The organism is Pseudomonas sp. TH31, from assembly GCF_016650815.1.
Taxonomy (GTDB): Bacteria; Pseudomonadota; Gammaproteobacteria; order Pseudomonadales; family Pseudomonadaceae; genus Aquipseudomonas.
Genome location: NZ_JAEKEZ010000014.1, coordinates 301,821 through 323,449, shown reverse-complemented (window position 1 = coordinate 323,449; position 21,629 = coordinate 301,821). Strand labels below are relative to the sequence as shown.

At 60.3% G+C, this 21,629-nt stretch carries 13 protein-coding genes and 5 pseudogenes; 5 read left to right on the top strand and 13 right to left on the bottom strand.

The window, feature by feature from the left end; genetic code table 11:
* Window positions 1-162: 162 nt before the first annotated feature.
* From JFV26_RS11880 to JFV26_RS11870, 3 genes and pseudogenes are all read left to right on the top strand, one after another.
* Window positions 163-1,264: pseudogene (locus tag JFV26_RS11880) on the top strand (efflux RND transporter periplasmic adaptor subunit).
* A pseudogene (locus JFV26_RS11875) lies at window positions 1,261-2,327 on the top strand (efflux RND transporter periplasmic adaptor subunit). The pseudogenes JFV26_RS11880 and JFV26_RS11875 overlap by 4 nt, the downstream one beginning before the upstream one ends.
* Window positions 2,324-5,377, top strand: a complete 3,054-nt coding sequence (locus JFV26_RS11870; RefSeq protein ID WP_201192441.1) for an efflux RND transporter permease subunit — start codon at window positions 2,324-2,326, stop codon at window positions 5,375-5,377. Before JFV26_RS11875 ends, JFV26_RS11870 begins: the two are co-directional and overlap by 4 nt.
* 95 nt (window positions 5,378-5,472) lie before the next feature.
* On the opposite strand, the pseudogene JFV26_RS11865 reads toward JFV26_RS11870, so the two are convergent.
* The 12 genes and pseudogenes from JFV26_RS11865 to JFV26_RS11810 all read right to left on the bottom strand — a co-directional run bounded on the left by JFV26_RS11865 (window position 5,473) and on the right by JFV26_RS11810 (window position 17,834).
* Window positions 5,473-6,101: pseudogene (locus tag JFV26_RS11865) on the bottom strand (class I SAM-dependent methyltransferase).
* Between the two features lie 142 nt (window positions 6,102-6,243).
* The gene (locus JFV26_RS11860; protein WP_201192439.1) at window positions 6,244-6,588 is read right to left on the bottom strand and encodes a DUF6124 family protein; all 345 of its coding nucleotides are present in this window, start codon (window positions 6,586-6,588) and stop codon (window positions 6,244-6,246) included.
* Window positions 6,589-7,091: 503 nt separating this feature from the next.
* Window positions 7,092-7,735: pseudogene (locus tag JFV26_RS11855) on the bottom strand (methionine ABC transporter permease).
* The gene (locus tag JFV26_RS11850; protein WP_201192437.1) at window positions 7,725-8,846 is read right to left on the bottom strand and encodes a methionine ABC transporter ATP-binding protein; all 1,122 of its coding nucleotides are present in this window, start codon (window positions 8,844-8,846) and stop codon (window positions 7,725-7,727) included. The pseudogene JFV26_RS11855 and the gene JFV26_RS11850 overlap by 11 nt, the downstream one beginning before the upstream one ends.
* Before the next feature lie 2 nt (window positions 8,847-8,848).
* Window positions 8,849-9,658 (bottom strand): MetQ/NlpA family ABC transporter substrate-binding protein, encoded by an 810-nt coding sequence (locus JFV26_RS11845; protein WP_201192435.1) that lies wholly within the window; start codon window positions 9,656-9,658, stop codon window positions 8,849-8,851.
* Between the two features lie 129 nt (window positions 9,659-9,787).
* On the bottom strand, window positions 9,788-11,146 hold the full coding sequence (locus tag JFV26_RS11840) for an LLM class flavin-dependent oxidoreductase (RefSeq protein WP_201192433.1): 1,359 nt from the start codon (window positions 11,144-11,146) through the stop codon (window positions 9,788-9,790).
* Window positions 11,146-12,339, bottom strand: a complete 1,194-nt coding sequence (locus JFV26_RS11835; protein WP_201192431.1) for an SfnB family sulfur acquisition oxidoreductase — start codon at window positions 12,337-12,339, stop codon at window positions 11,146-11,148. The genes JFV26_RS11840 and JFV26_RS11835 overlap by 1 nt, the downstream gene beginning before the upstream one ends.
* Window positions 12,340-12,377: 38 nt before the next feature.
* Window positions 12,378-13,619, bottom strand: coding sequence for an SfnB family sulfur acquisition oxidoreductase (locus tag JFV26_RS11830; protein ID WP_201192429.1), 1,242 nt, complete (start codon window positions 13,617-13,619; stop codon window positions 12,378-12,380).
* A 686-nt stretch (window positions 13,620-14,305) separates the two neighbouring features.
* Window positions 14,306-15,061, bottom strand: a complete 756-nt coding sequence (tcyN, locus tag JFV26_RS11825) for an L-cystine ABC transporter ATP-binding protein TcyN (protein ID WP_201192426.1) — start codon at window positions 15,059-15,061, stop codon at window positions 14,306-14,308.
* Between the two features lie 4 nt (window positions 15,062-15,065).
* The gene (gene tcyL / locus JFV26_RS11820) at window positions 15,066-15,731 is read right to left on the bottom strand and encodes a cystine ABC transporter permease (RefSeq protein ID WP_201192424.1); all 666 of its coding nucleotides are present in this window, start codon (window positions 15,729-15,731) and stop codon (window positions 15,066-15,068) included.
* On the bottom strand, window positions 15,731-16,531 hold the full coding sequence (gene tcyJ / locus JFV26_RS11815) for a cystine ABC transporter substrate-binding protein (protein ID WP_201192422.1): 801 nt from the start codon (window positions 16,529-16,531) through the stop codon (window positions 15,731-15,733). The genes tcyL and tcyJ overlap by 1 nt, the downstream gene beginning before the upstream one ends.
* 310 nt (window positions 16,532-16,841) lie before the next feature.
* Complete coding sequence (locus JFV26_RS11810) at window positions 16,842-17,834, bottom strand: D-cysteine desulfhydrase (protein ID WP_201192420.1); 993 nt, start codon at window positions 17,832-17,834, stop codon at window positions 16,842-16,844.
* 190 nt (window positions 17,835-18,024) lie between these two features.
* On the opposite strand from JFV26_RS11810, the pseudogene epsC reads away from it, so the two are divergent.
* Window positions 18,025-18,950, top strand: a pseudogene (gene epsC / locus JFV26_RS11805) (serine O-acetyltransferase EpsC).
* Between the two features lie 368 nt (window positions 18,951-19,318).
* Entirely contained in the window at window positions 19,319-21,274 is a 1,956-nt protein-coding gene (betT, locus tag JFV26_RS11800) for a choline transporter BetT (protein ID WP_201192637.1), read from the top strand.
* 17 nt (window positions 21,275-21,291) lie between these two features.
* Here the strand turns inward: betT and JFV26_RS11795 are convergent, their stop codons facing one another.
* A complete protein-coding gene (locus JFV26_RS11795) occupies window positions 21,292-21,549 on the bottom strand; it encodes a hypothetical protein (protein WP_201192418.1) in 258 nt (85 codons plus the stop codon).
* Between the last annotated feature and the right edge of the window lie 80 nt (window positions 21,550-21,629).

Below are 21,629 nucleotides of genomic sequence, written 5' to 3'. Positions count from 1 at the left end.
TTTGATTTTAATGATGGCGAGCTCGCCAGAAGATCAAAAGATCGCAGCCTACGGCAGCTCCTACAGGGGCAAATGCCCATTCACGCAAGCGAAGGTGGAACCCTGTTCTAAGCTCACAGTCGTATCGTCACTTGCACGTTCGTACAACGAAAAGGAGTCTGCATGGCGGGTACCGGGTTGAAAATAATAGTGGGCCTGGGCGTCTTCGCCCTGCTATCCGCCTGCGGCGATAAAAAACCAGTCGAGAAAGACCTGCCGCGTGTCTTCGTGCAAACCGTCAAGCCCGCGGATTACGCCGCTTCGGTGACACTCACCGGCGACGTCCAGGCCCGGGTTCAGACCGAGTTATCGTTCCGCGTGGGCGGCAAGATCATCCAGCGCATGGTTGACGTGGGTGACCGGGTTTCGGCCAAACAGGTACTCGCCAAACTCGACCCGAAAGACCTGCAGACCAACGTCGCTTCGGCCCAGGCCCAGGTCGTCGCCGAACAGGCTCGCGTCAAACAGACCGCCGCCGCGTTCGTCCGCCAGCAAAAACTCCTGCCCAAGGGCTATACCAGTCAAAGCGAATATGACGCCGCCCAAGCGGCGTTGCGCAGCAGCCAAAGCGCCCTGACCGCCGCCCAGGCGCAACTGGCCAACGCCCGCGAACAACTGAGCTACACCGCGCTGATTTCCGAAGCGCCGGGCGTGATTACCGCGCGCCAGGCCGAAGTCGGCCAGGTGGTGCAAGCCACGGTGCCGATCTACAGCCTGGCCGGGACGGTGAGCGCGACGCGGTGTTCAACGTCTACGAATCGCTGCTGGCCGAGCCGCCCTCGGACAAATCGGTGGTGGTCAGCCTGCTCGACAACCCCGCGATCAAAACCTCCGGCACCGTTCGGGAAATCACCCCGGCCGTGTCCGCGCAGACCGGCACCGTGCAGGTCAAAGTCACCCTCAACGGCCTGCCCGAAGGCATGCAACTCGGTTCGGTGGTCAGCGCCACCGCCAAGGCACCGGGCAAATCCGCCGTGGAACTGCCGTGGTCAGCCCTGACCAAAAACCTCAGCGACCCGGCCGTGTGGTTGGTGGACGCAGACGGCAAGGCGCAATTACACACCGTCACCGTCGGCCGCTACCTGACCGGCAAAGTGATCATCAGCGCCGGTCTGGAGGGCGGCGAAAAAGTCATCATCGCCGGCGGCCAGTTGCTGCACCGGGAATGAAAGTCGAGATCGCCGAAAACACCTATAAGGATCTGGCACCGGGAGCCCAGCCATGAAGCGCCTGATGCTGTTGTCCGCCGGCCTGCTGCTGGTCGCCTGCTCGAAAAAGAACCGCCGCCCGAACCGGTGCGCCCGGTGCTCTCCATCGAAGTCAAAGCGTTGAATCAGGAAGAACTCGGCCGCTTCGCCGGCAGCATCCAGGCCCGTTACGAAAGCAATGTCGGCTTTCGCGTGCCGGGTCGCATCGCCAGTCGTAATGTCGATGTCGGCGCCGAAGTGGAGAGGGGCGCGTTGCTCGCCACCCTTGACCCTACCGATCAGCAGAACCAATTGCGCTCGGCCGAGGGCGATCTGGCGCGCATCCGGGCGCAATTCATCAATGCCCAGGCCAGCGCCCGCCGCCAGCAGGAACTGTTCAATCGCGGAGTCGGAGCCCAGGCGCAACTGGACATTGCCCAGACTGACCTGAAAACCACCCAGGCGTCCCTCGATCAGGCCAAGGCCTCGGTCAGCCAGGCCAGGGACCAGCTCAACTACGTTGAACTGCGCACCGATCACAAAGCCATCGTCACCGCGTGGAATGCCGAAGCCGGGCAAGTGGTCACCGCCGGGCAGCAAGTGGTCACGCTGGCGCAACCGGACATCAAGGAAGCGGTGATCGACCTGCCCGACACCTTGGTCGATCGGTTGCCTGCGGACGTAGTGTTCCAGGTCACCGCGCAACTGGACCCGAGCATCACCAGCACCGCGACCCTGCGCGAAATCGAACCCCAGGCCCAAAGTGCCACCCGTACCCGACGCGCCCGGCTGACCCTGGCGGATACGCCGCCGGGCTTTCGCCTCGGCACGGCAATCAGCGTGACCCTCAGCTCGGCGATCAAGCCGCGCATCGAATTGCCGGCCAGCGCCCTGCAAGAGGTCGATGGCAAAACCCGTATCTGGGTCATCGACCCGCAGAACCAGACCGTTTCCCCACGGGACGTCAGCCTGATCAGCCGCACCGACTCAACGGTGGTGCTGGTCGATGGCGTGAAGTCCGGTGAGCGAGTAGTCAGCGCCGGTGTGAACAGCCTGAAACCCGGGCAAAAAGTCAAAGTCGACGAGGGCAGCCCGCGATGAAAGGGAGTTTCAACTTATCCGAATGGGCCCTCAAACATCAGTCGTTTGTCTGGTATTTGATGTTCGTCGCGCTGCTGATGGGCGTGTTCTCGTACATGAACCTCGGTCGCGAGGAAGACCCCTCGTTCACCATCAAAACCATGGTGATCCAGACCCGCTGGCCGGGTGCGACCCAAGAGGAAACCCTCAAGCAGGTCACTGACCGCATCGAGAAAAAACTCGAAGAGCTCGACTCCCTCGACTACGTGAAAAGCTACACCCGACCCGGCGAATCGACCGTGTTCGTGTACCTGCGCGACACCACCAGCGCCAAGGACATCCCGGAAATCTGGTACCAGGTGCGCAAGAAGATCAACGACATTCGCGGCGATTTCCCCAAAGGCCTGCAAGGGCCGGGGTTCAACGACGAATTCGGCGATGTGTTCGGTTCGATCTACGCCTTTACCGCCGACGGCTTGTCGATGCGTCAGTTGCGCGATTACGTGGAACAGGTGCGCGCCGCAATTCGCGACGTGCCAGGACTGGGCAAGGTCGAGATGGTCGGCGAGCAGGACGAAGTCCTCTATCTGAATTTCTCCACGCGCAAACTTGCAGCCTTGGGCATCGATCAGCGCCAGGTTGTGCAGAGCCTGCAATCGCAGAACGCCGTAACGCCGGCCGGGGTGATCGAGGCCGGGCCGGAACGGATTTCCGTGCGCACCTCCGGGCAGTTTGCGTCCGAGAAAGACCTGGCCAACGTCAACCTGCGGCTCAACGACCGCTTCTATCGCCTGGCCGATATCGCTGACATCAGCCGTGGCTACGTCGACCCTGCCACCCCGGAGTTCCGCTTCAACGGTCACCCAGCCATCGGCCTGGCGATTGCCATGAAGAAGGGTGGCAACATCCAGGAATTCGGCAAGGCCCTGCACCAGCGCATGACCGACCTGACCGCCGACCTGCCGGTGGGCGTGGGTGTGCACAACGTGTCCGACCAGGCCGATGTGGTGGAAAAAGCCGTCGGCGGCTTCACCAGCGCGCTGTTTGAAGCCGTGGTGATCGTACTGATCGTCAGCTTCATCAGCCTCGGGGTGCGCGCCGGTCTGGTGGTGGCGTGCTCGATCCCGCTGGTGCTGGCGATGGTCTTCGTCTTCATGGAATACAGCGGCATCACCATGCAGCGGATTTCCCTCGGTGCGCTGATCATCGCCCTCGGCCTGTTGGTGGACGACGCGATGATCACCGTGGAGATGATGGTCACGCGCCTGGAAATGGGCGAGACCAAGGAGCAGGCGGCGACGTTCGCCTACACCTCCACGGCATTCCCGATGCTCACCGGTACGTTGGTGACGGTGGCCGGTTTTGTGCCGATTGGCTTGAACGCCAGTTCGGCCGGTGAATACACCTTCACGCTGTTCGCGGTGATTGCCGTGGCGATGCTGGTGTCGTGGATTGTCGCGGTGCTGTTCGCCCCGGTGATCGGCGTGCACATCCTCAGCACCAACGTTAAACCGCACAGCGCCGAGCCTGGCCGCATCGGCCGTGCCTTCAATTACGGCATGCTCTGGGCCATGCGCAATCGCTGGTGGGCGATTGGCATCACCGTCGCGCTGTTCGTGGCGTCGGTGTTCTCGATGCAGTTTGTGCAGAACCAGTTCTTCCCGTCCTCGGACCGCCCGGAAATCCTCGTCGACCTCAACCTGCCGCAAAACGCCTCGATCGACGAGACGCGCAAGGCGGTGGACAAGCTCGAAGCGACGCTCAAGGATGACCCGGACATCGTGCGCTGGAGCACCTACATCGGCGAGGGCGCGATCCGTTTCTACCTGCCCCTCGACCAGCAATTGCAGAACCCGTACTACGCGCAACTGGTGATCGTCAGCAAAGGCCTGGAGTCGCGCACCGCGCTCAGCCAGCGCTTGCGTGAGCGGCTGCGCAAAGACTTTGTCGGCATTGGCAGCTACGTCCAGGCCCTGGAAATGGGGCCGCCAGTGGGGCGGCCGATTCAGTACCGGGTCAGCGGCAAGGACATCGATCAGGTGCGCAAACACGCGATCGAACTGGCCACCGAGCTGGATAAAAACTCGCACATCGGCGAGATCATTTACGACTGGAACGAACCGGGCAAAGTCTTGCGCATCGACATCGCCCAGGACAAGGCGCGGCAATTGGGGCTGTCGTCGGAAGACGTGGCCAACCTGATGAACAGCATCGTCGTCGGCTCGCCGATCACTCAGGTTGACGACGATATCTACCTGATCAACGTCGTCGGTCGCGCCGAAGACGCCGAGCGTGGTACGCCGGAAACCCTGCAAAACCTGCAAATCGTCACGCCGGGCGGCACCTCTATTCCACTGCTGGCCTTCGCCACGGTTCGTTATGAACTGGAGCAACCGCTGGTGTGGCGTCGCGACCGCAAACCGACCATCACCATCAAGGCGGCGGTGCGCGACGAAATCCAGCCGACTGACCTGGTGAAACAACTGCAACCGACCATCGATAAATTCTCTGCCGGTCTGCCGGTGGGCTACAAGGTCGCCACCGGCGGCACCGTTGAAGAAAGCGGCAAGGCCCAAGGGCCGATAGCCAAGGTTGTGCCGCTGATGCTGTTCTTGATGGCGACGTTCCTGATGATCCAGCTGCACAGCGTGCAGAAGCTGTTCCTGGTGGCCAGCGTCGCGCCGCTCGGCCTCATTGGCGTGGTGCTGGCGCTGATTCCGACCGGTACGCCGATGGGCTTTGTAGCGATCCTCGGGATCCTGGCGCTGATCGGTATCATCATCCGCAACTCGGTGATTCTGGTGACCCAGATCGATGAGTTCGAGAAGAGCGGTGCTTCACCATGGGACGCCGTGGTGCAGGCGACGGAACATCGTCGCCGGCCGATTCTGTTGACGGCGGCGGCGGCGAGCCTGGGGATGATCCCGATTGCGCGGGAAGTGTTCTGGGGGCCGATGGCCTACGCGATGATTGGCGGGATTATCATCGCGACGTTGCTGACACTGCTGTTTTTGCCGGCGCTTTACGTGGCCTGGTACAAAATCCGCGAGCCGAAGGAGGGCGCTGCGTAATCAAAAGCAAAGATCGCAGCCTGCGGCAGCTCCTACATTGGGATGACGTACACCCTGTAGGAGCTGCCGCAGGCTGCGATCTGTTGATCTTCGCCCTAGTCAGCGCGGCGCCAAACACTCGCCAACCAAGGCTGCTGCTCGCGCGGCAACCCCGCTGGCCGATAGTAATGCTCCAGCTCGACAAACCCGGCCTCGGTCAGCAACGCCTGCCACGCCTGCAAGTCGTGATAAGCCCCATACCGCGGCCCATTCCAGCCTTCCTGGTTCTCCCCACGCGGGTTGGAACTGAACAACACCCCAGCGGGCTTCAACGTCCCGTGCATCTGCTTCAACACCCGAGGCAACTCCTGACGCGGAATGTGGAACAGCACCGCATTGGCAAAAATCCCGTCAAAGCGCTCCGCCGGCAAATCCAGCTTCAGAAAATCCTGCTGCCAGACCTCGCATCCGCTGTCCTCCGGGCCATCTGCGCAAATTTTTCCGACCCGTCGAGGCCGACGGCGGTGTGGCCCATGCGCGTAAACGTCTGCAAATCCCGCCCCGGCCCGCAGCCGAAGTCGAGAATGCTGAACGGCGCTTCACCCTGGATGTGCCGCAACAGCGCATCGATGTTCTGGCTGACATCGTGATCGCGCGTCCCCTCGCGAAAACCTTCGGCCACCGAGTTGTAATGGCCCAGGGTGGTGGCGGTGATTTTCTGGAGGTCGTCGGGGGTTTGTTTCATGGTCGGCTGCGCAGGCAATTGGAGATGCGCAAACTATAAGCGCTTTCGCGCTTTAAAAGATCGCAGCCTGCGGCAGCTCCTACATGGATCATGCCCGACACCCTGTAGGAGCTGCCGAAGGCTGCGATCTTTTAATCTTGCCTCAGGCCTGTTTCATCCCCAGGCAATCAATCGAGCGATCAACCATCGCTTTGGCAATCTCCAGCAAATGCCAAACCGAAAACACCAAGGCTCGATCGGCCCCCTTGAGGTGATCACCACATTGATACGCCGTGACCGACGCACAGCGCAGCAGATCGGCGACATAGAGCTGGATGTCTTCGAAGCTCACGTCGTCGCTGATGTTGTAGAACCGTAGCTCATCCGGTGCTGAGGGTTGTTCGCCGGTCAGGTAGAAATCGATTGCACGATAGAGCGCGGAGCGGTCTCTGGGTCGTTCATCGTTTTTGGTTGAATTGGAGGGTGGATCAGGGACAGGTTTTTTCATCTGTGTTGCTCCTATTGCTGCGTGGGAGCCGACACTTTTCGCCTACTAAAACGATGGGTGGCAGCTGTGCGCAGGTTAGTAGACCGGTCAATAGGAAACCCGGTGCACCCGAAGATGCCCCACGCACAGCCGCCATATTCAGTACCCGACAGAGTGCCGGGCATGAGCATGAGACGCTATGCACCTATTGAGGCGGGCTACTAAACCCGATCACTGATGAGCAGTGACGGACGGAGATTAGGCACGGAAATCTGTCGGCGCAAGCGAGCGGAATGATCTAGGAAATGTCCTGCAAAAGAAAGGGAACGGGCCTGCTGGCACTCTGATTTTCTTGTAGGAAAAATTCCCGATCCGGTGGGGAATTCAGTGCCGCCAGGATCGCAGCCTTCGGCAGCTCCTACAGAAGCCGTGCCCGCCGAAAATTCCGGGTAGAGGCGACCATGTTCCGTGGCACCACGAATCCCCGTAGGAGCTGCCGCAGGCTGCGATCTCTTGATCTTCGCTCAACGCTTGTTCAGCCCCCGAGCCAACCGATCCCCACCCAATTGAATAATCGCCACCAACACCACCAGCAGCACGATCACCGTCAACATGATCTGGCTGTCAAAGCGCTGATACCCATACCGATACGCAATGTCCCCCAACCCGCCCGCACCAATCGCCCCGGCCATGGCCGACGAATTGATCATCGTCACCAAGGTAATGGTGAAGCCCCCGACAATCCCCGGTAGCGCTTCCGGCAACAACACATGCCAGACGATATGCCAGCGCCGGCACCCCATCGCTTGCGCCGCTTCGATCAAGCCGTGATCGACCTCGCGCAAACTGACTTCGGCGATGCGCGCAAAAACGGTGTCGCGGCAATCGTCAGCGGAACGACGGCCGCCCAAACACCGTAAGTGGTGCCGACGATCAACCGCGTGAACGGAATCAACGCCACCATCAAGATCAAAAAGGGAATCGAGCGAAACAGGTTCACGAACACGCCCAATGCGCGGTTCAGCGCCGGAGCTTGGTAGATGCCGCCCTTGGCGCTGGTCACCAGAATCACCGCCAGCGGAATGCCCGCCAGCAGCGCGATCAGCGACGAAACACCGACCATCAGGAAGGTGTCGATAAAACCCTGCAGCAAGCGATCAAACCACATAACCCAGCACCTCCACCTGTTGCGCCCAGTGGCCGGCACGCTGACGCAATTGCTCGACGCCCAGGGACGAGCCTGCGACCGCGAGCAGCAATTGCCCCAGTGCATGGCCCTGAATCCTCTCGACGCCGCCCTGAAGCAGGCGCACACGACCGTTGAGCGCGGCAAACAGCGCCGCCAAATCCGGTTCATCCGTCGCGCTGCCCGTGAATTGCAAGCGCAGCACCACCGAGGCCTCCGAAGACTGTGGCTGTGGGCGCAAACGGCTTTGCAATTCCTCCGGCAAGGCGTGTTGCAGCGGCGCGAGCAAGGTCTTGCTGACCTCATGCTGCGGGTTGCCGAAGACTTCCCACACCGGCCCTTGCTCGACGACACGTCCGTGCTCAAGCACCACGACGCGGTCGCAGATATCGCGGATAACCGCCATCTCGTGGGTGATCAGCACGATGGTCAAACCGAGGCGCTGATTGATCTCGCGCAGCAGGCCGAGGATCGATTGCGTGGTTTCCGGATCAAGCGCCGAAGTCGCCTCGTCACACAGCAAAATCTCCGGGTCGTGCACCAATGCCCGGGCAATCCCGACGCGCTGTTTCTGCCCGCCGGAAAGCTGCGCCGGGTAGGCCTTGTGCTTCTCTTGCAGGCCCACCAATTCCAGCAGTTCACGGACTTTGCGATCACGCTGATCCCTGGGCACGCCCGCCACTTTCAATGGCAACTCAACGTTCTGCCAAACCGTCTTGGCCGACATCAAATTGAAGTGCTGGAAGATCATCCCGATCCGCCGCCGCAGCGCCACCAAGCGGTCTTCATCGAACTCGCCGATGTCCACTTGATCGATCAGCACCCGCCCGGTGCTCGGCTGTTCGAGGCGATTGATGGTGCGAATCAGCGACGACTTGCCGGCGCCGCTGCGGCCGATGATGCCGAACACTTCGCCACGCTGGATCGCCAAATCAATGCCATGCAATGCCGCTACCGGGCCTTGCTGACCCTTGTAGGTTTTACCCAGGCCGATGAAGCGCACATGGGCGCGGTTCAGGTCCGGGTGCAGTTCCGTCTGTTCGGCGTTCTGAGGCTCTGGAATATCCAGTCGCCGTTGGCTGGCGGCCGTCATGTTCAGCTTTCCCAGCCGGCTTGATACAGCTTGCCGTGAGCCTTATCCAGCGCGGCTCGAACGGCTGGCGAGTGCTGGTAAATGTCGACGAATTTGATCAGGCGCGGGTCGGTTTTGCTTTTCGGCTGGATCACGAACTGAATCACGTATTCCTTGTGATCGAGCCCGTCAAACAGCAGCGCCGAGCCGGCATCGAACGTCTTCGACAGGCGGATATAGGCCGGGTAGCCCTGGACCAGATCGGCGTCGTCGTAGGCGCGGACCAGTTGCACGGCTTCAACCTGGAGGATTTTGATGTGCTTCGGGTTGGCGATGATGTCTTCTTCGGTGGCTTTGTAGCCCACCCCCGGTTTGAGGCTGATCAGGCCGGCCTTGGCCAACAGTTGCAGGCCACGACCGCTGTTGATCGGGTCGTTGGCGATGGCCACGGTGGCGCCTTGCGGGAGCTCGTCGAAGCTTTTGTATTTCTTCGAGTAGAGGCCGACGTTATTGATGATCCCCGGCGCGAACGGCACCAGGTCAAACCCGGCGGCAGCCTTGGCGTTTTCCAGGAACGGGATGTGCTGGAAGTAATTCACGTCGATGTCGCCGGCGGCGAGGCTGACGTTCGGGGCGATCCAGTCGCTGAACTCCACCAGTTCGACCTTCAGGCCTTGTTTGGAGGCTTCTTCGACGGCGGCTTCCAGCGGGATGGCGAAGGCGGCGGTGGTGCCGACTTTGAGCGGCGCTTCGGCGGCGAAGGTGACGGAGCTAAACAGGCCGAGGGCCAGGGCCAGTGCTTTGACTGGGTGGGAGAGGTATGGCTTGGTCATGATGGGTTTTCCAGTCAGTGCATGAGATATGTGGTGTATGTGCGGGCCTCATCGCGGGCAAGCCTTGCTCCTACAGGGGGCGTGCCGAACGACCAATACCTGTAGGAGCAAAGCCTGCTCGCGATGCTTTTAGCGGCGGAACGCTGCGCCGGTATGTTGTTCAGGCAAATGCGCCTCACCGTGAAACAGCTTCTCGCGCAGGCTGCCCGTGTCGTAAGCGGTCTTGTACGACCCACGACGCTGCAACTGCGGAATCACCAAATCGATGAAATCCGCATAGCTTTCCGGCGTGACAATCCGCGTCAGGTTGAAACCATCCAGCCCGGTTTCAGCGATCCACGATTCCAGCTCATCCGCCACTTGCTCAGGCGAGCCGACCACGGTGATGTAGCGCCCGCCAAGGGCATGTTGTTCAAGCAATTTGCGCCGGGTCCAGTCGTTGCTTTGCAGGTTCTTGGTCGCCGACTGAATCGCGTTGCTCTTCACGTACTGGATCGGTTCGTCGATCTCGTATTGGGAAAAGTCGATCGCGGTCGATGCCGAGAAATGCGCCACGCCAGCCTCGGCACTGGCGTAGCTCAGGTACTCGGCGTGCTTCTTCCAGGCAAGCTCCTCGGTGGCGCCGACGATCACGTTCAGCCCCATGAACACCTTGATGTCCTCAGGATTACGCCCGGCCTCGACGGCACTGGCGCGGACCTTGTCCACTTGCACCTTGGTCGACGGTTTGTTCTGGCCGCTGATAAACACGCACTCGGCGTGGCGTCCGGCGAACAGCAAACCGCGATCCGAACTGCCGGCCTGGAACAGCACCGGCGTACGCTGCGGCGACGGTTCGCAGAGGTGATAACCCTCGACCTGATAGAACTCGCCCTTGTGTTCGACCTTGTGCACTTTTTCCGGTTGGGCGTAGATCCGTTGCTGGGGATCGTTGAGCACCGCGCCGTTTTCCCAGCTGCCTTCCCAGAGTTTGTAGAGCACTTGCAGGTACTCGTCGGCCTGGTCGTAGCGGCGGTCATGTTCGACCTGTTCGCTCAGGCCCATGGCCTTGGCGGCGCTGTCGAGGTAACCGGTGACGATGTTCCAGCCGACCCGGCCGCGACTCAAATGGTCAAGCGTCGACATGCGCCGGGCGAACAGATACGGCGGCTCATAAGTCAGGTTGGCGGTCAGGCCGAAGCCGAGGTTTCTGGTCACGGCAGCCATGGCCGAGACCAGCAGCAGCGGGTCGTTGACCGGCAACTGGATCGACTCTTTGAGCGGTACGTCCACCGAGTTCTGGTAGACGTCGTATACCCCGACGATGTCGGCGATAAACAAGCCGTCGAACAGCCCGCGCTCCAGCAATTGAGCCAGTTCGGTCCAGTATTCGATGGTTTTGTATTCGGTCGAGTTGTCCCGGGGATGCGTCCAGAGACCATGGTTGATGTGCCCGATGCAGTTCATGTTGAACGCGTTGAGCAGGATCTTTTTCTTGGCCTCGCTCATCAGATGGTCCCCCGCAGTGGCGGGTTTTCATCGTTGAGGTAGTAATTGCCCACGGCGTGATACTTCCAGCGCACCGGGTCGTGCAGCGTATGCACCCGGGCGTTACGCCAGTGGCGATCCAGACCGTGTTCGATCAGGGTGGCCTGGCTGCCGGCCAGTTCGAACAGCGTGCTGCCGGCGGCGAGGGAGATTTCGGTGCTGATGGCCCGCGCTTCAGCGACGGCAATCGACGCCGCTGCCACGGTCTCGGCGTTCATCTGGGCCTGAGCCTGGTCGAGGAATTCGCCGGAGCGTTCCAGCAGGGCTTCGGTGGCGTGCAAGCGAATGGCCAGGTGGCCGAAGCTCTTGATGGTCAGCGGGTCTTCGATGGCTTTTTCATGGGTGGCGTCAATCCACGGCCGGGTTTTGGTGCGCACGAAATGCAGGGCGTCTTCGTAGGCTGCGCGGGCAATGCCGGTGTCGATGGCGGCGTGAAGGATCTGCGCCAGCGGGCCGACGGTGGTCGGACGTTCGAAAGCGCTTTGGAATGGAATCACGTCTTCGGCGCCGACGTAGACGTCTTCGAACACCACCGAACCGCTGCCGGTGGTGCGCTGGCCGAAACCACTCCAGTCGTCGATGACGGTCAATCCTTTGCTGTTATGCGGCACGAATGCCAGTTGCTGCACGCCGTGTTCATCCACCACCGAGGTCGGAATGCGCTGGGCGTAAATCGCCCCGGTGGCGTAGAACTTGCGGCCGTTGATGCGATAGCCGTCACCGTCGCGCTTGAGGCTGGTGACCCGGTCGTGGGCAGTTTTGGTACCGAGCTCGGCAAGGGCGTTACCGAAGCGCTGGCCGGCCAATACTTCGGCGTACAGGCGTTCTTTCTGCGTTTCGCTGCCGTTCACGCGCAGCACTTCGAGGGCATAGAAATGGTTCTGCGGGATTTGGCCAAGGGAGCCGTCGGCCTGGGCGATCAAGGCGATCACTTTGGCCAGGGTGACGTTGGAAACCCCGGCGCCGCCGTACTCCTTGGGCACGCTGATGCCCCAAAGGCCCGAACGGGAAAACACTTCCAGCTCCGGGTGCGGTAAACGACGTTCGCGGTCGCGCAGGGCGCTGTCGCGTTTGAAATCTTCGGCCAGGTCACTGGCGACGATCAGGGCTTGCTCATCGCTGGTTATGACCGCGACGTGGTGAGAAAGAGTCATGTGTTTCTCCAGAGATCTGGTCAAAAGTGTTCTGGTCGTTAGATCCAGGAGTGCCGTGCGGGCAAAGTACCGTTCAGGTGATAAGTCCCGACTGCGTAGTATTTCCAGCGCACCGGATCGTGCAGCGTGTGCACGCGGGCGTTGCGCCAGTGACGGTCGAGGTTGAATTCGGCGAGGGTGGCGCGACTGCCGGCCAGTTCGAACAGCTTTTCGCTGGCCAGCAGCGAGATCTCGGTGGTCAGCACTTTGGCTTCGGCCACGGCAATCGACGCGCGGGCAGCAGACTCGGCGGTGAGCGGCGCGGCGTTGACCTGATCGAGCACCTGCCCGGCCTTGCGCAGCAGCGCTTCGGCGGCGTGCAATTCGATTTTCAGTTTGCCGATGTCGGCAATCACGTACAGGTCATCGCTGGCCCGTTCGACGTTGGCGTCGATCCAAGGCCGGGCGCGGGTTTTGACGAATTCGATGGCGTCGTCGATGGCGCCGCGGGCAATCCCGGCGTCGATGGCCGCTTGAATCAGTTGTGACACGGCGCCCTGGATATTCGGGCTGTCGTTGATCTTCCAGTTATCCACCACCAGCTCGGCATCGACCCGCACGTTGTTGAGCAAAATGGTGCCGCTGGCGGTGGTGCGCTGGCCGAAGCCCGACCAGTCATCGACGATGCGCAGGCCCGGTGTGCCACGGCGGACGAAGGCCAGCACTTGCTTGCCGTCATCGTTCAACGCCTTGACCGCGACCCAGTGGGCGAACAGCGCACCGGTGGAGTAGAACTTCTGGCCGCTGATGACGAAGCCGTCACCGTCAGCGGTGATCCGCGCCTTGAGTTCGAGGGTGTTCCTGGTCCCGCGTTCTGGCCCGGCATTGCCGATGCGCCAGCCTTCGAGGACACTTTTGAACAGCTGTTTTTTCTGCGATTCCGTCGCGCTGCCGAGCACCAGGTTCAGGATGCCGAACTGGTTCTGCGGGATCTGCCCGAGTGCCGGGTCGGCCGCGGAAATGATCGCGAACACCTCGGCAATGGTGACGAACGAAACCTGCGGGCCACCGTACTCGCGCGGGATGGCAATGCTGCCCAGGCCGCTGCGGGTGAATTGTTCGATTTCCGCCCACGGCAGCTTGCGCTGCTGGTCACGTTTGGCGGCTTGCAGACGGGCGACTTGCGCCAGCTCGTGGGCCGCCTTGATGGCGTGTGCGTCGTTGCGCAAAACCTGCGCGGGCAACAACAGGGGGGCGATATCCAGATCACTCTGGATCGTGGCTTCTGCCAGACTGGACATCAGCGCCACTCCTTGGCTGCACGCAATGCCCTGGCGTTCTGCACTGGGGTGATTGTGTTCCGGACCATACCTACCTCACATCTCATGGAAACGCCGCGATCAATGCGGCGAACGAATAACAAGAATGTCCGGTGGTCCGGTGCATATACCCTAAACGCGTATAAATAATTAATAAACTAACTTTTAGGAATATGCATAGAAGGGTGTCTGTCTGCAGAGCAACACTTGTTGATGGAGCAACAGTGGCGCCTGAGTTCGCCTGTAGCAGCTGTCGAGCAGCGCGAGGCAGCGTTCGGTGTGGGCCGCGATCGGACGAAGCCGTCGTGAAACCTGAGTGCGCGGTCTTTCTGAGATACCGGGTTGTCTGATTTCACGACGGCTTCGCCGTCGAACGCTGCCTCGCGCTGCTCGACAGCTGCTACAGGCGGACGTCGCAGTTGCTGCAGCGACCTCAGCGTTTGCGGGGTTCACGGGCGTGAGTCGACGACGCCTGGAGCCTTGTCAGCGATGGTTTTTATGAAGGTCAGACGAAATGAGTCTGTTGCAGGACATAAATAGGTAACGCACACAGGGGCGAGGGTCGATCTATTATTGGTGGGATTTGAATAAGCAAAAACGAGGGATTTAATAAAACGAGATAAATGCCACTTCCGTCCCTGGAAGTTAACAAGCAGTGAAATGATGTTTCAGTTGTGCGTGTTATTCAGGAACTTGCTGAGGAACTGCTTCGTCCGCTCTTCTTTCGGATTGGCAAACAACGCCCTGGCTTCGCCTTGCTCAACAATCACGCCCTTGTCGAAAAACACCACGCGGTTCGCCACGTCACGGGCAAAGCCCATTTCGTGGGTGACGATGACCATGGTGCGCTTCTCCTCGGCGAGGCTGCGGATGGTTGCCAGCACTTCGCCGACCAGTTCCGGGTCGAGCGCTGAGGTGGGTTCATCGAACAGAATGACTTCCGGCTCCATCGCCAGCGCGCGGGCAATCGCCACACGCTGTTGCTGACCACCGGACAGGCGTCGCGGGTAAGCGTCTTCCTTGCCTGCCAGACCGACCCTGGCCAAAAGCTTTTTGCCCAGGGCAACGGCTTCGGCATGGGGCATTTTCTTCACCACGATCGGGCCTTCGATCACGTTCTCAAGGGCCGTGCGGTGAGGGAACAGGTTGAAGTTCTGGAACACGAAACCGACGTGCTGGCGCAAACGACGCACCAGACCTTGCTGCTGGTTCAGCGGGCGGCTGCCATCGATCTCGATGTCACCGACCTTGATCCGGCCGCTGGTGGGTTCTTCAAGGAAGTTCAGGCAACGCAGGAACGTGGTTTTACCCGAACCGCTTGGTCCGATAATCGCGACGACCTCGCCTTCCTTCACTTCCAGATCGATGCCGTTGAGCACCACTTGACCCTTGAACTGCTTTGTCAGTTTTTCCACGACAATCATTGGGTCAGGACTCCTGGTCGTGCCGATTGACCCGCTCTTCCAACTTGTTCTGCAGGTGCGACAGCACCGTGGCCAGAACCCAGTAGATCAGCGCGGCGGCGAGATACATGGTGAAGACTTCGAAAGTCCGGGCGGTGATCAATTGCGCCTGGCGGAACAGTTCCGGCACCTGGATGGTGGCGGCCAGCGCGGTGTCCTTGACCAGCGAAATAAAACTGTTGCCCAGCGGCGGCAGGGCCGTGCGCATCGCTTGCGGCAGAATGGCCCGGCGCAGGGTCTGCGCGCGGGTCATGCCGATACTGGCGGCAGCTTCCCACTGGCCACGCTCGATGGAGCTGATCGCGGCACGGAGGATTTCGCAGGCGTAGGCGGCCATGTTCAGCGAGAAGCCGATCAGGGCTGCCGGCAACGGATCAAGTTCGATACCCAATTGCGGCAAGCCGTAATAGATCACGAACAGCTGCACCAGCAACGGCGTGCCGCGAAAGAACGACACATAGATGCGGGCCAGCCAGCTTACCGATTTGAAACGCGACAGGCGCATCAACGCCAGGCCGAAGCCCATCACCAGGCCGAAGAACATCCCGCCCAGGCTCAAGATGACCGTGTAGTACGCGCCCTTGAGCAGAAAGGGCGCGGAGTCCAGTGCGAGTTGGAAAGCTTCTTCCATTATTGGGTGACGTCAGCTTGGAAGTATTTTGCCGAGATCTTGGCCAGGGTGCCGTCGGCACGCAGCTCGTCGAGGGCCTTGTTCACTGCAGCCAACAGTTCTGGCTCGCCTTTACGCAGGGCAATGCCGGACTCCTGACGGGAAAATGCCTGGCCGGCAGCAACGGTTTTCGGTGCTTTCTTGGCGTATTCAAGTGCAGCCAGGCGGTCGATCAGGATGGCGTCGGTACGGCCATTGTTCAGGTCTGCGAACTTGGTCGGATCATCGTCGTAGGTGCGCACGTCAGCACCCGGCACATTGGCTCTGACCCACTGTTCGTAGTTGGTGCCAAGGCCTACACCGACTTTCTTGCCGGACAGGTCAGCGGCTGTCTTGATGTTCAGCGCGGCTTCCTTGCTCTTCAGAACCAGCGCCTGGATCCCGGAGATGGTGTACGGCTCGGAGAAGTCATACTTCTTCTTGCGCTCGTCGGAGATGGTCACCTGGTTGACCACTACGTCCAGGCGCTTGGATTCCAGAGCGGCGAGGATGCCGTCCCACTTGGTTGGCTGAATCTTGGCCTTGACGCCCAACTTTTGGGCCAGGGCTTCGGAGAGCTCGACTTCGAAGCCGGCCAGTTTGCCGTTGGCGTCGACGAAACTGAACGGTGGGTACGTGCCTTCCAGGCCGACGTTGATCACGCCTGCGTCCTTGATTTTTTGCAGCTGCTCACCGGCAACCGCTTGCCCCAACAGGCCAGCGCTCAATGCCAGGCCCAGCGAACCGACCAGCAGGTTGCGACGTAGTGCGGAAAAATTCATGACAAGCCCCTGTGTTTTCTTATGAAGACGCTTTTAGGAAAGTTGGCAAAATCGGGATTTGGACGACTGCGATATCCTGCCCTAAAGCAGCTTATGCGTCTCGCGCCAAATTCGCCTGCGGCGCGACTATATGATGATGTCGTTAGATAGGAAAATACTAAATATCGATTTTATTATTCTTTTTTGAGATAAGCGGTGTCTGTTGAAAAGATCGCAGCCTTCGGCAGCTCCTACGGTGTACGCCGATGCCCTGCAGGAGCTGCCGAAGGCTCGGGCCGCGTGCGGACGATCTTTTGATCTTATCCAGGCATTACAGAAAGTCCTTGTAGGCAAACAACGCCGGCGCCCCACCGGTGTGCAGGAAGATAATCGGGCCTTCATCAAAACGCCCGCGCCCAATACCATCCAGCAAACCGGCCATGGCCTTGCCGGTGTACACCGGATCGAGCAGCAACCCTTCCTGCCCCGCCACCAGCTTCACTGCCGACAATGTCCCGGCATTCGGCTCGCCATAGCGCGGGCCGAAGTATTCATCCCACAGCTCGACTTTGAAACTCGCCGGCAGGCTTACACCCAGCAGCTCTGCAGTGCGTTCGGCCAGGCCCTGAACTTTCGGCCGCTGATCTTCTTCACTGCGTGAGACCGTTACGCCAATCACTGGCAGATCCGGCAGTACTTCGCTCAAGGCCAGCGCCAGACCGCTGTGAGTACCGGCACTGCCCGAGGCCAGGACCACCGCGGCGAATTGCAGGCCGGTGTCCTTGATCTGTTCGGCCAGTTCCAGCCCGGCGCGTACGTAACCCAAAGCGCCCAGGGCATTGGAGCCGCCAATCGGCACCAGGTACGGCTTCTTGCCATTGTTGCGCAGACGATCGGCCAAGGCTTGCAGTTGGTCGTCGGCGTTATCGAGGTTTTCCACCAACTCGACTTTGGCGTCGAACAGGTCCAGCAACAGCCGATTGCCGTTGCCAACATAGTTGGCGTCGTCGGTGCCCAGCGGATTCTCCAGCAGCGCAACACAGCCCAAGCCAAGTTTGGCGGCGATGGCGGCAGTCTGGCGCACATGGTTGGATTGCAGCGCACCTGCGGTGATCAAGGTATCGGCGCCCTGTGCCTGCGCATCGGCGGCCAGGTATTCGAGTTTGCGCAGCTTGTTGCCGCCCATGGCCAATGGCGTCAGGTCATCGCGTTTGACATAGACATCGCGGCCGAGCCAGGTCGACAGGCGTTCGAGCTTTTCCAGCGCCGTAGGGTGGCCAAGCAGGTCGAGGCGGTTAAAGCGGGCAAGCTGTTGTTTGATCATGGGTCCGTACTGGCGGGGGAGGATGTCAGGACTATAAGCACGGCTATTTGTACCGGCAACCGCCAATCGCTTATATCCGAATATGCTGAGCACAGCACTATTGGTTCTTAATTCCGCTTCCGGACCATGCCGTAGAGTAATCGCCGTCAACGCGGCCAGACAGTCCGGCCGCCCGTGAGGAGTTTTTACCGTGAGTGAGCGTTCCAGCCATTGGCAATTGCAGACCATCGTCAGCCAGCTGCGCACGGCGCGTGATCAATGGCGTGCACAAAACGGCCGCGCCAGCGGCGAGCAGGGTGGTCGCGAGTTACCGTCCCGGCGGCCATGGCGGACATTCTCGAAGCCTTGTGCGGTGCGTTGTTCCCGATGCGGTTGGGGCCGGTGGATTTGCGCGAAGAGAGTGAAGACTTCTACGTCGGGCACACCCTCGACGTTGCGCTGAACGCGTTGTTGGCCCAGGCGCGGCTCGAACTGCGTTATGCCGCTCGCCACAGCGCCCAGGCCGACACTGAAGTCGAGGCCAAAACCATCCAGATCATCCAGGAATTTGCCCTCGCCTTGCCGGGGCTGCGCAGTCTGTTGGACACCGACGTGCTGGCGGCCTATCACGGCGACCCGGCGGCCCGCAGCGTCGATGAAGTGTTGCTCTGCTATCCGGGGATTCTGGCGGTGATTCACCATCGCCTCGGCCATCACTTGTACCGCGCCGGGTTGCCATTACTGGCGCGGATCAGCGCCGAAATCGCTCACTCGGCGACCGGCATCGATATTCACCCTGGAGCGCAAATCGGCCGCAGCTTCTTTATCGATCACGGGACGGGTGTGGTGATTGGCGAGACGGCGATCATCGGTGAGCGGGTGCGGATTTATCAGGCGGTGACGCTGGGCGCCAAGCGGTTCCCGGCGGACGAGGACGGCCAGTTGCAGAAGGGGCACCCGCGGCATCCGATTGTTGAGGATGATGTGGTGATCTATGCCGGGGCGACGATTCTGGGGCGGATCACCATCGGCAAGGGGTCGACCATTGGTGGCAACGTGTGGCTGACCCGCAGTGTGCCGGCGGGGTGCAACCTGACGCAGGCGAATTTGCAGCATGATGATGGGACGCAGAAGTAAGAATTGCCTTCGCTGTCTGTAGGAGCTGTCGAGTGAAACGAGGCTGCGATCTTTTGACTTTGATTTTAAAAACAAGATCAAAAGATCGCAGCCTCGTTTCACTCGACAGCTCCTACATCATCCCCCAAACCCCACGTCATACGCTTCCTTGAGCTAGCGTACGAAAGGTACCGCCGAGCCTTGCGATTAGTCCTCAGAGCCCATCCATGTTTAACTTGAACACTCATTCAAGTTAAACCGCCGGTTTGCTGCCCGCTCACAACAGGAGGCTTGCCCTTGCCGAGTCCGTTATTGATTGCCTTGTTTCACCCCCTTGAGGTGCGCCTTTCATGAGTGCGCCGTCCACCCCTCCCAGCGGCCAGGTCCGCATGAATCCGCCGGTGTTTTATTTCTCGGCCGGGTTCATTCTGTTGTTCGGCATTGTCGTCATCGCCATGCCCAAACAGGCCGGTGCCTGGTTACTGGAAGCGCAAAACTGGGCGGCCAATACGGTCGGCTGGTACTACATGCTCGCAATGACCCTGTATCTGGTCTTCGTGGTGGTCACCGCCTTGTCTGGCTACGGCAAGATCAAGCTCGGTGCCGACCACGACGAACCCGAATTCAGTTACCTGTCCTGGGCCGGCATGCTGTTCGCCGCCGGGATCAGCATCACGCTGTTTTTCTTCTGCGTATCCGAACCGTTGACGCACTTGTCGCAACCCCCCCAAGGCACGGCCGGTACGCCGGAAGCGGCGCGGCAGGCGATGCAGATTCTGTTTCTGCACTGGGGCTTGCATGGCTGGGGCGTGTTCGCCTTCGTCGGCATGGCGCTGGCGTATTTTGCGTATCGACATAACCTGCCGCTGGCCTTGCGTTCAGCGCTGTACCCGCTGATCGGCAAGCGCATCAACGGCCCCATCGGTTACGCGGTGGACGGCTTTGGCATCATCGCCACGGTGTTTGGCCTCGGCGCCGACATGGGCTTTGGGGTATTGCACCTCAATTCGGGCCTGGACTACCTGTTCGGTATCGCCCATACGCAGTGGATTCAGGTCGGCCTGATCACGCTGATGATGGGCGCGGCAATCATTGTTGCGGTGTCCGGCGTCGATAAAGGCGTGCGGGTCATGTCCGATATCAACATGCTGCTGGCCTGTGCGCTGCTGCTGTTCGTGTTGTTCGCCGGCCCGACGCAGCACCTGCTCAACACCTTGATCCAGAACATCGGCGACTACCTCGGCGCGTTGCCGATGAAGAGTTTCGACCTCTACGCCTACGACAAACCCAGCGACTGGCTGGGCGGCTGGACGGTGTTCTATTGGGCCTGGTGGATTGCATGGTCGCCGTTCGTGGGCCTGTTCATCGCACGTATTTCCCGTGGCCGGACCATCCGCGAATTCGTCTTCGGCGTGCTGCTGATTCCGCTCGGTTTTACCCTGGCGTGGATGTCGATCTTTGGCAACAGTGCCATCGACCAAGTGCTCAATCACGGCATGAGCGCGCTCGGTATGTCGGCCATCGATAACCCGTCGATGACCCTGTACCTGCTGCTGGAAACCTACCCGTGGAGCAAAACCGTGATTGCGGTCACGGTGTTTATCAGCTTCGTGTTCTTCGTGACGTCCGCCGACTCGGGCACTGTGGTGCTGTCGACGCTGTCCGCCAAGGGCGGCAATCCGGATGAAGACGGGCCGAAATGGCTGCGGGTGTTCTGGGGCGCGATGACCGCGCTGGTGACCAGTGCGCTGTTGTTCTCCGGCAGCATCGATGCGCTGAAATCAGCGGTGGTGCTGACGTCGTTGCCGTTCTCGATGATCCTGCTGCTGATGATGTGGGGGCTGCACAAAGCGTTTTATCTGGAATCGCAGAAGCAGATCGCGCAGATGCATTCCCTGGCACCGGTCTCCGGTTCAAAGCGTGGCGGCTGGCGTCAGCGTTTGGGTCAGGCGGTGCACTTCCCGTCGCGGGATGAGGTTTACCGCTTCCTCGAAACGACGGTGCGTCCGGCGATTGAAGAAGTAACGGCAGTGTTTGTCGAGAAGGGCTTGAGTGTGGTCACTCAGCCGGATCCGGCGAATGACAGTGTCAGCCTGGAAATCGGTCATGGCGAGCAGCATCCGTTCATCTACCAGGTGCAGATGCGCGGTTACTTCACGCCGTCCTTTGCCCGTGGCGGTATGGGGTCCAAGCAACTCAACAACCGTCGTTATTACCGCGCCGAAGTGCATCTGGCCGAAGGCAGTCAGGACTACGATCTGGTGGGGTACACCAAGGACCAGATCATCAACGACATCCTCGACCAGTACGAACGGCACATGCAGTTCCTGCACCTGGTTCGTTGATCGATAACCGGTGGCGCCTAGGCATTGTTCAACACCATGAACAGAACCAGCGCCGCCACCGGCACGCCAAACACCACCGTGCCGACCACCAGTTCCGAGCTGACGGGCTGGCCGGCCGTGACCACGCCGATTGCGCCGTTGATCACCGTCAATGCCAGCCACAAGGCGACGAAGCTGTAGGTCAATGTTTGGCGGCTGAAGCCGATTCGTTCGCCGATGTAGAGCATCATTGCCAGCAGGACCAGGCCGAAGAAAATGATGATGGTGGTGTGCATGGTGTGTTCCGTCCTTTAGCGATGTGTTGCCTTATAGGCCGCCTTCGCGAGCAAGCCCGCTCCCACATGAGGTCTGTGTG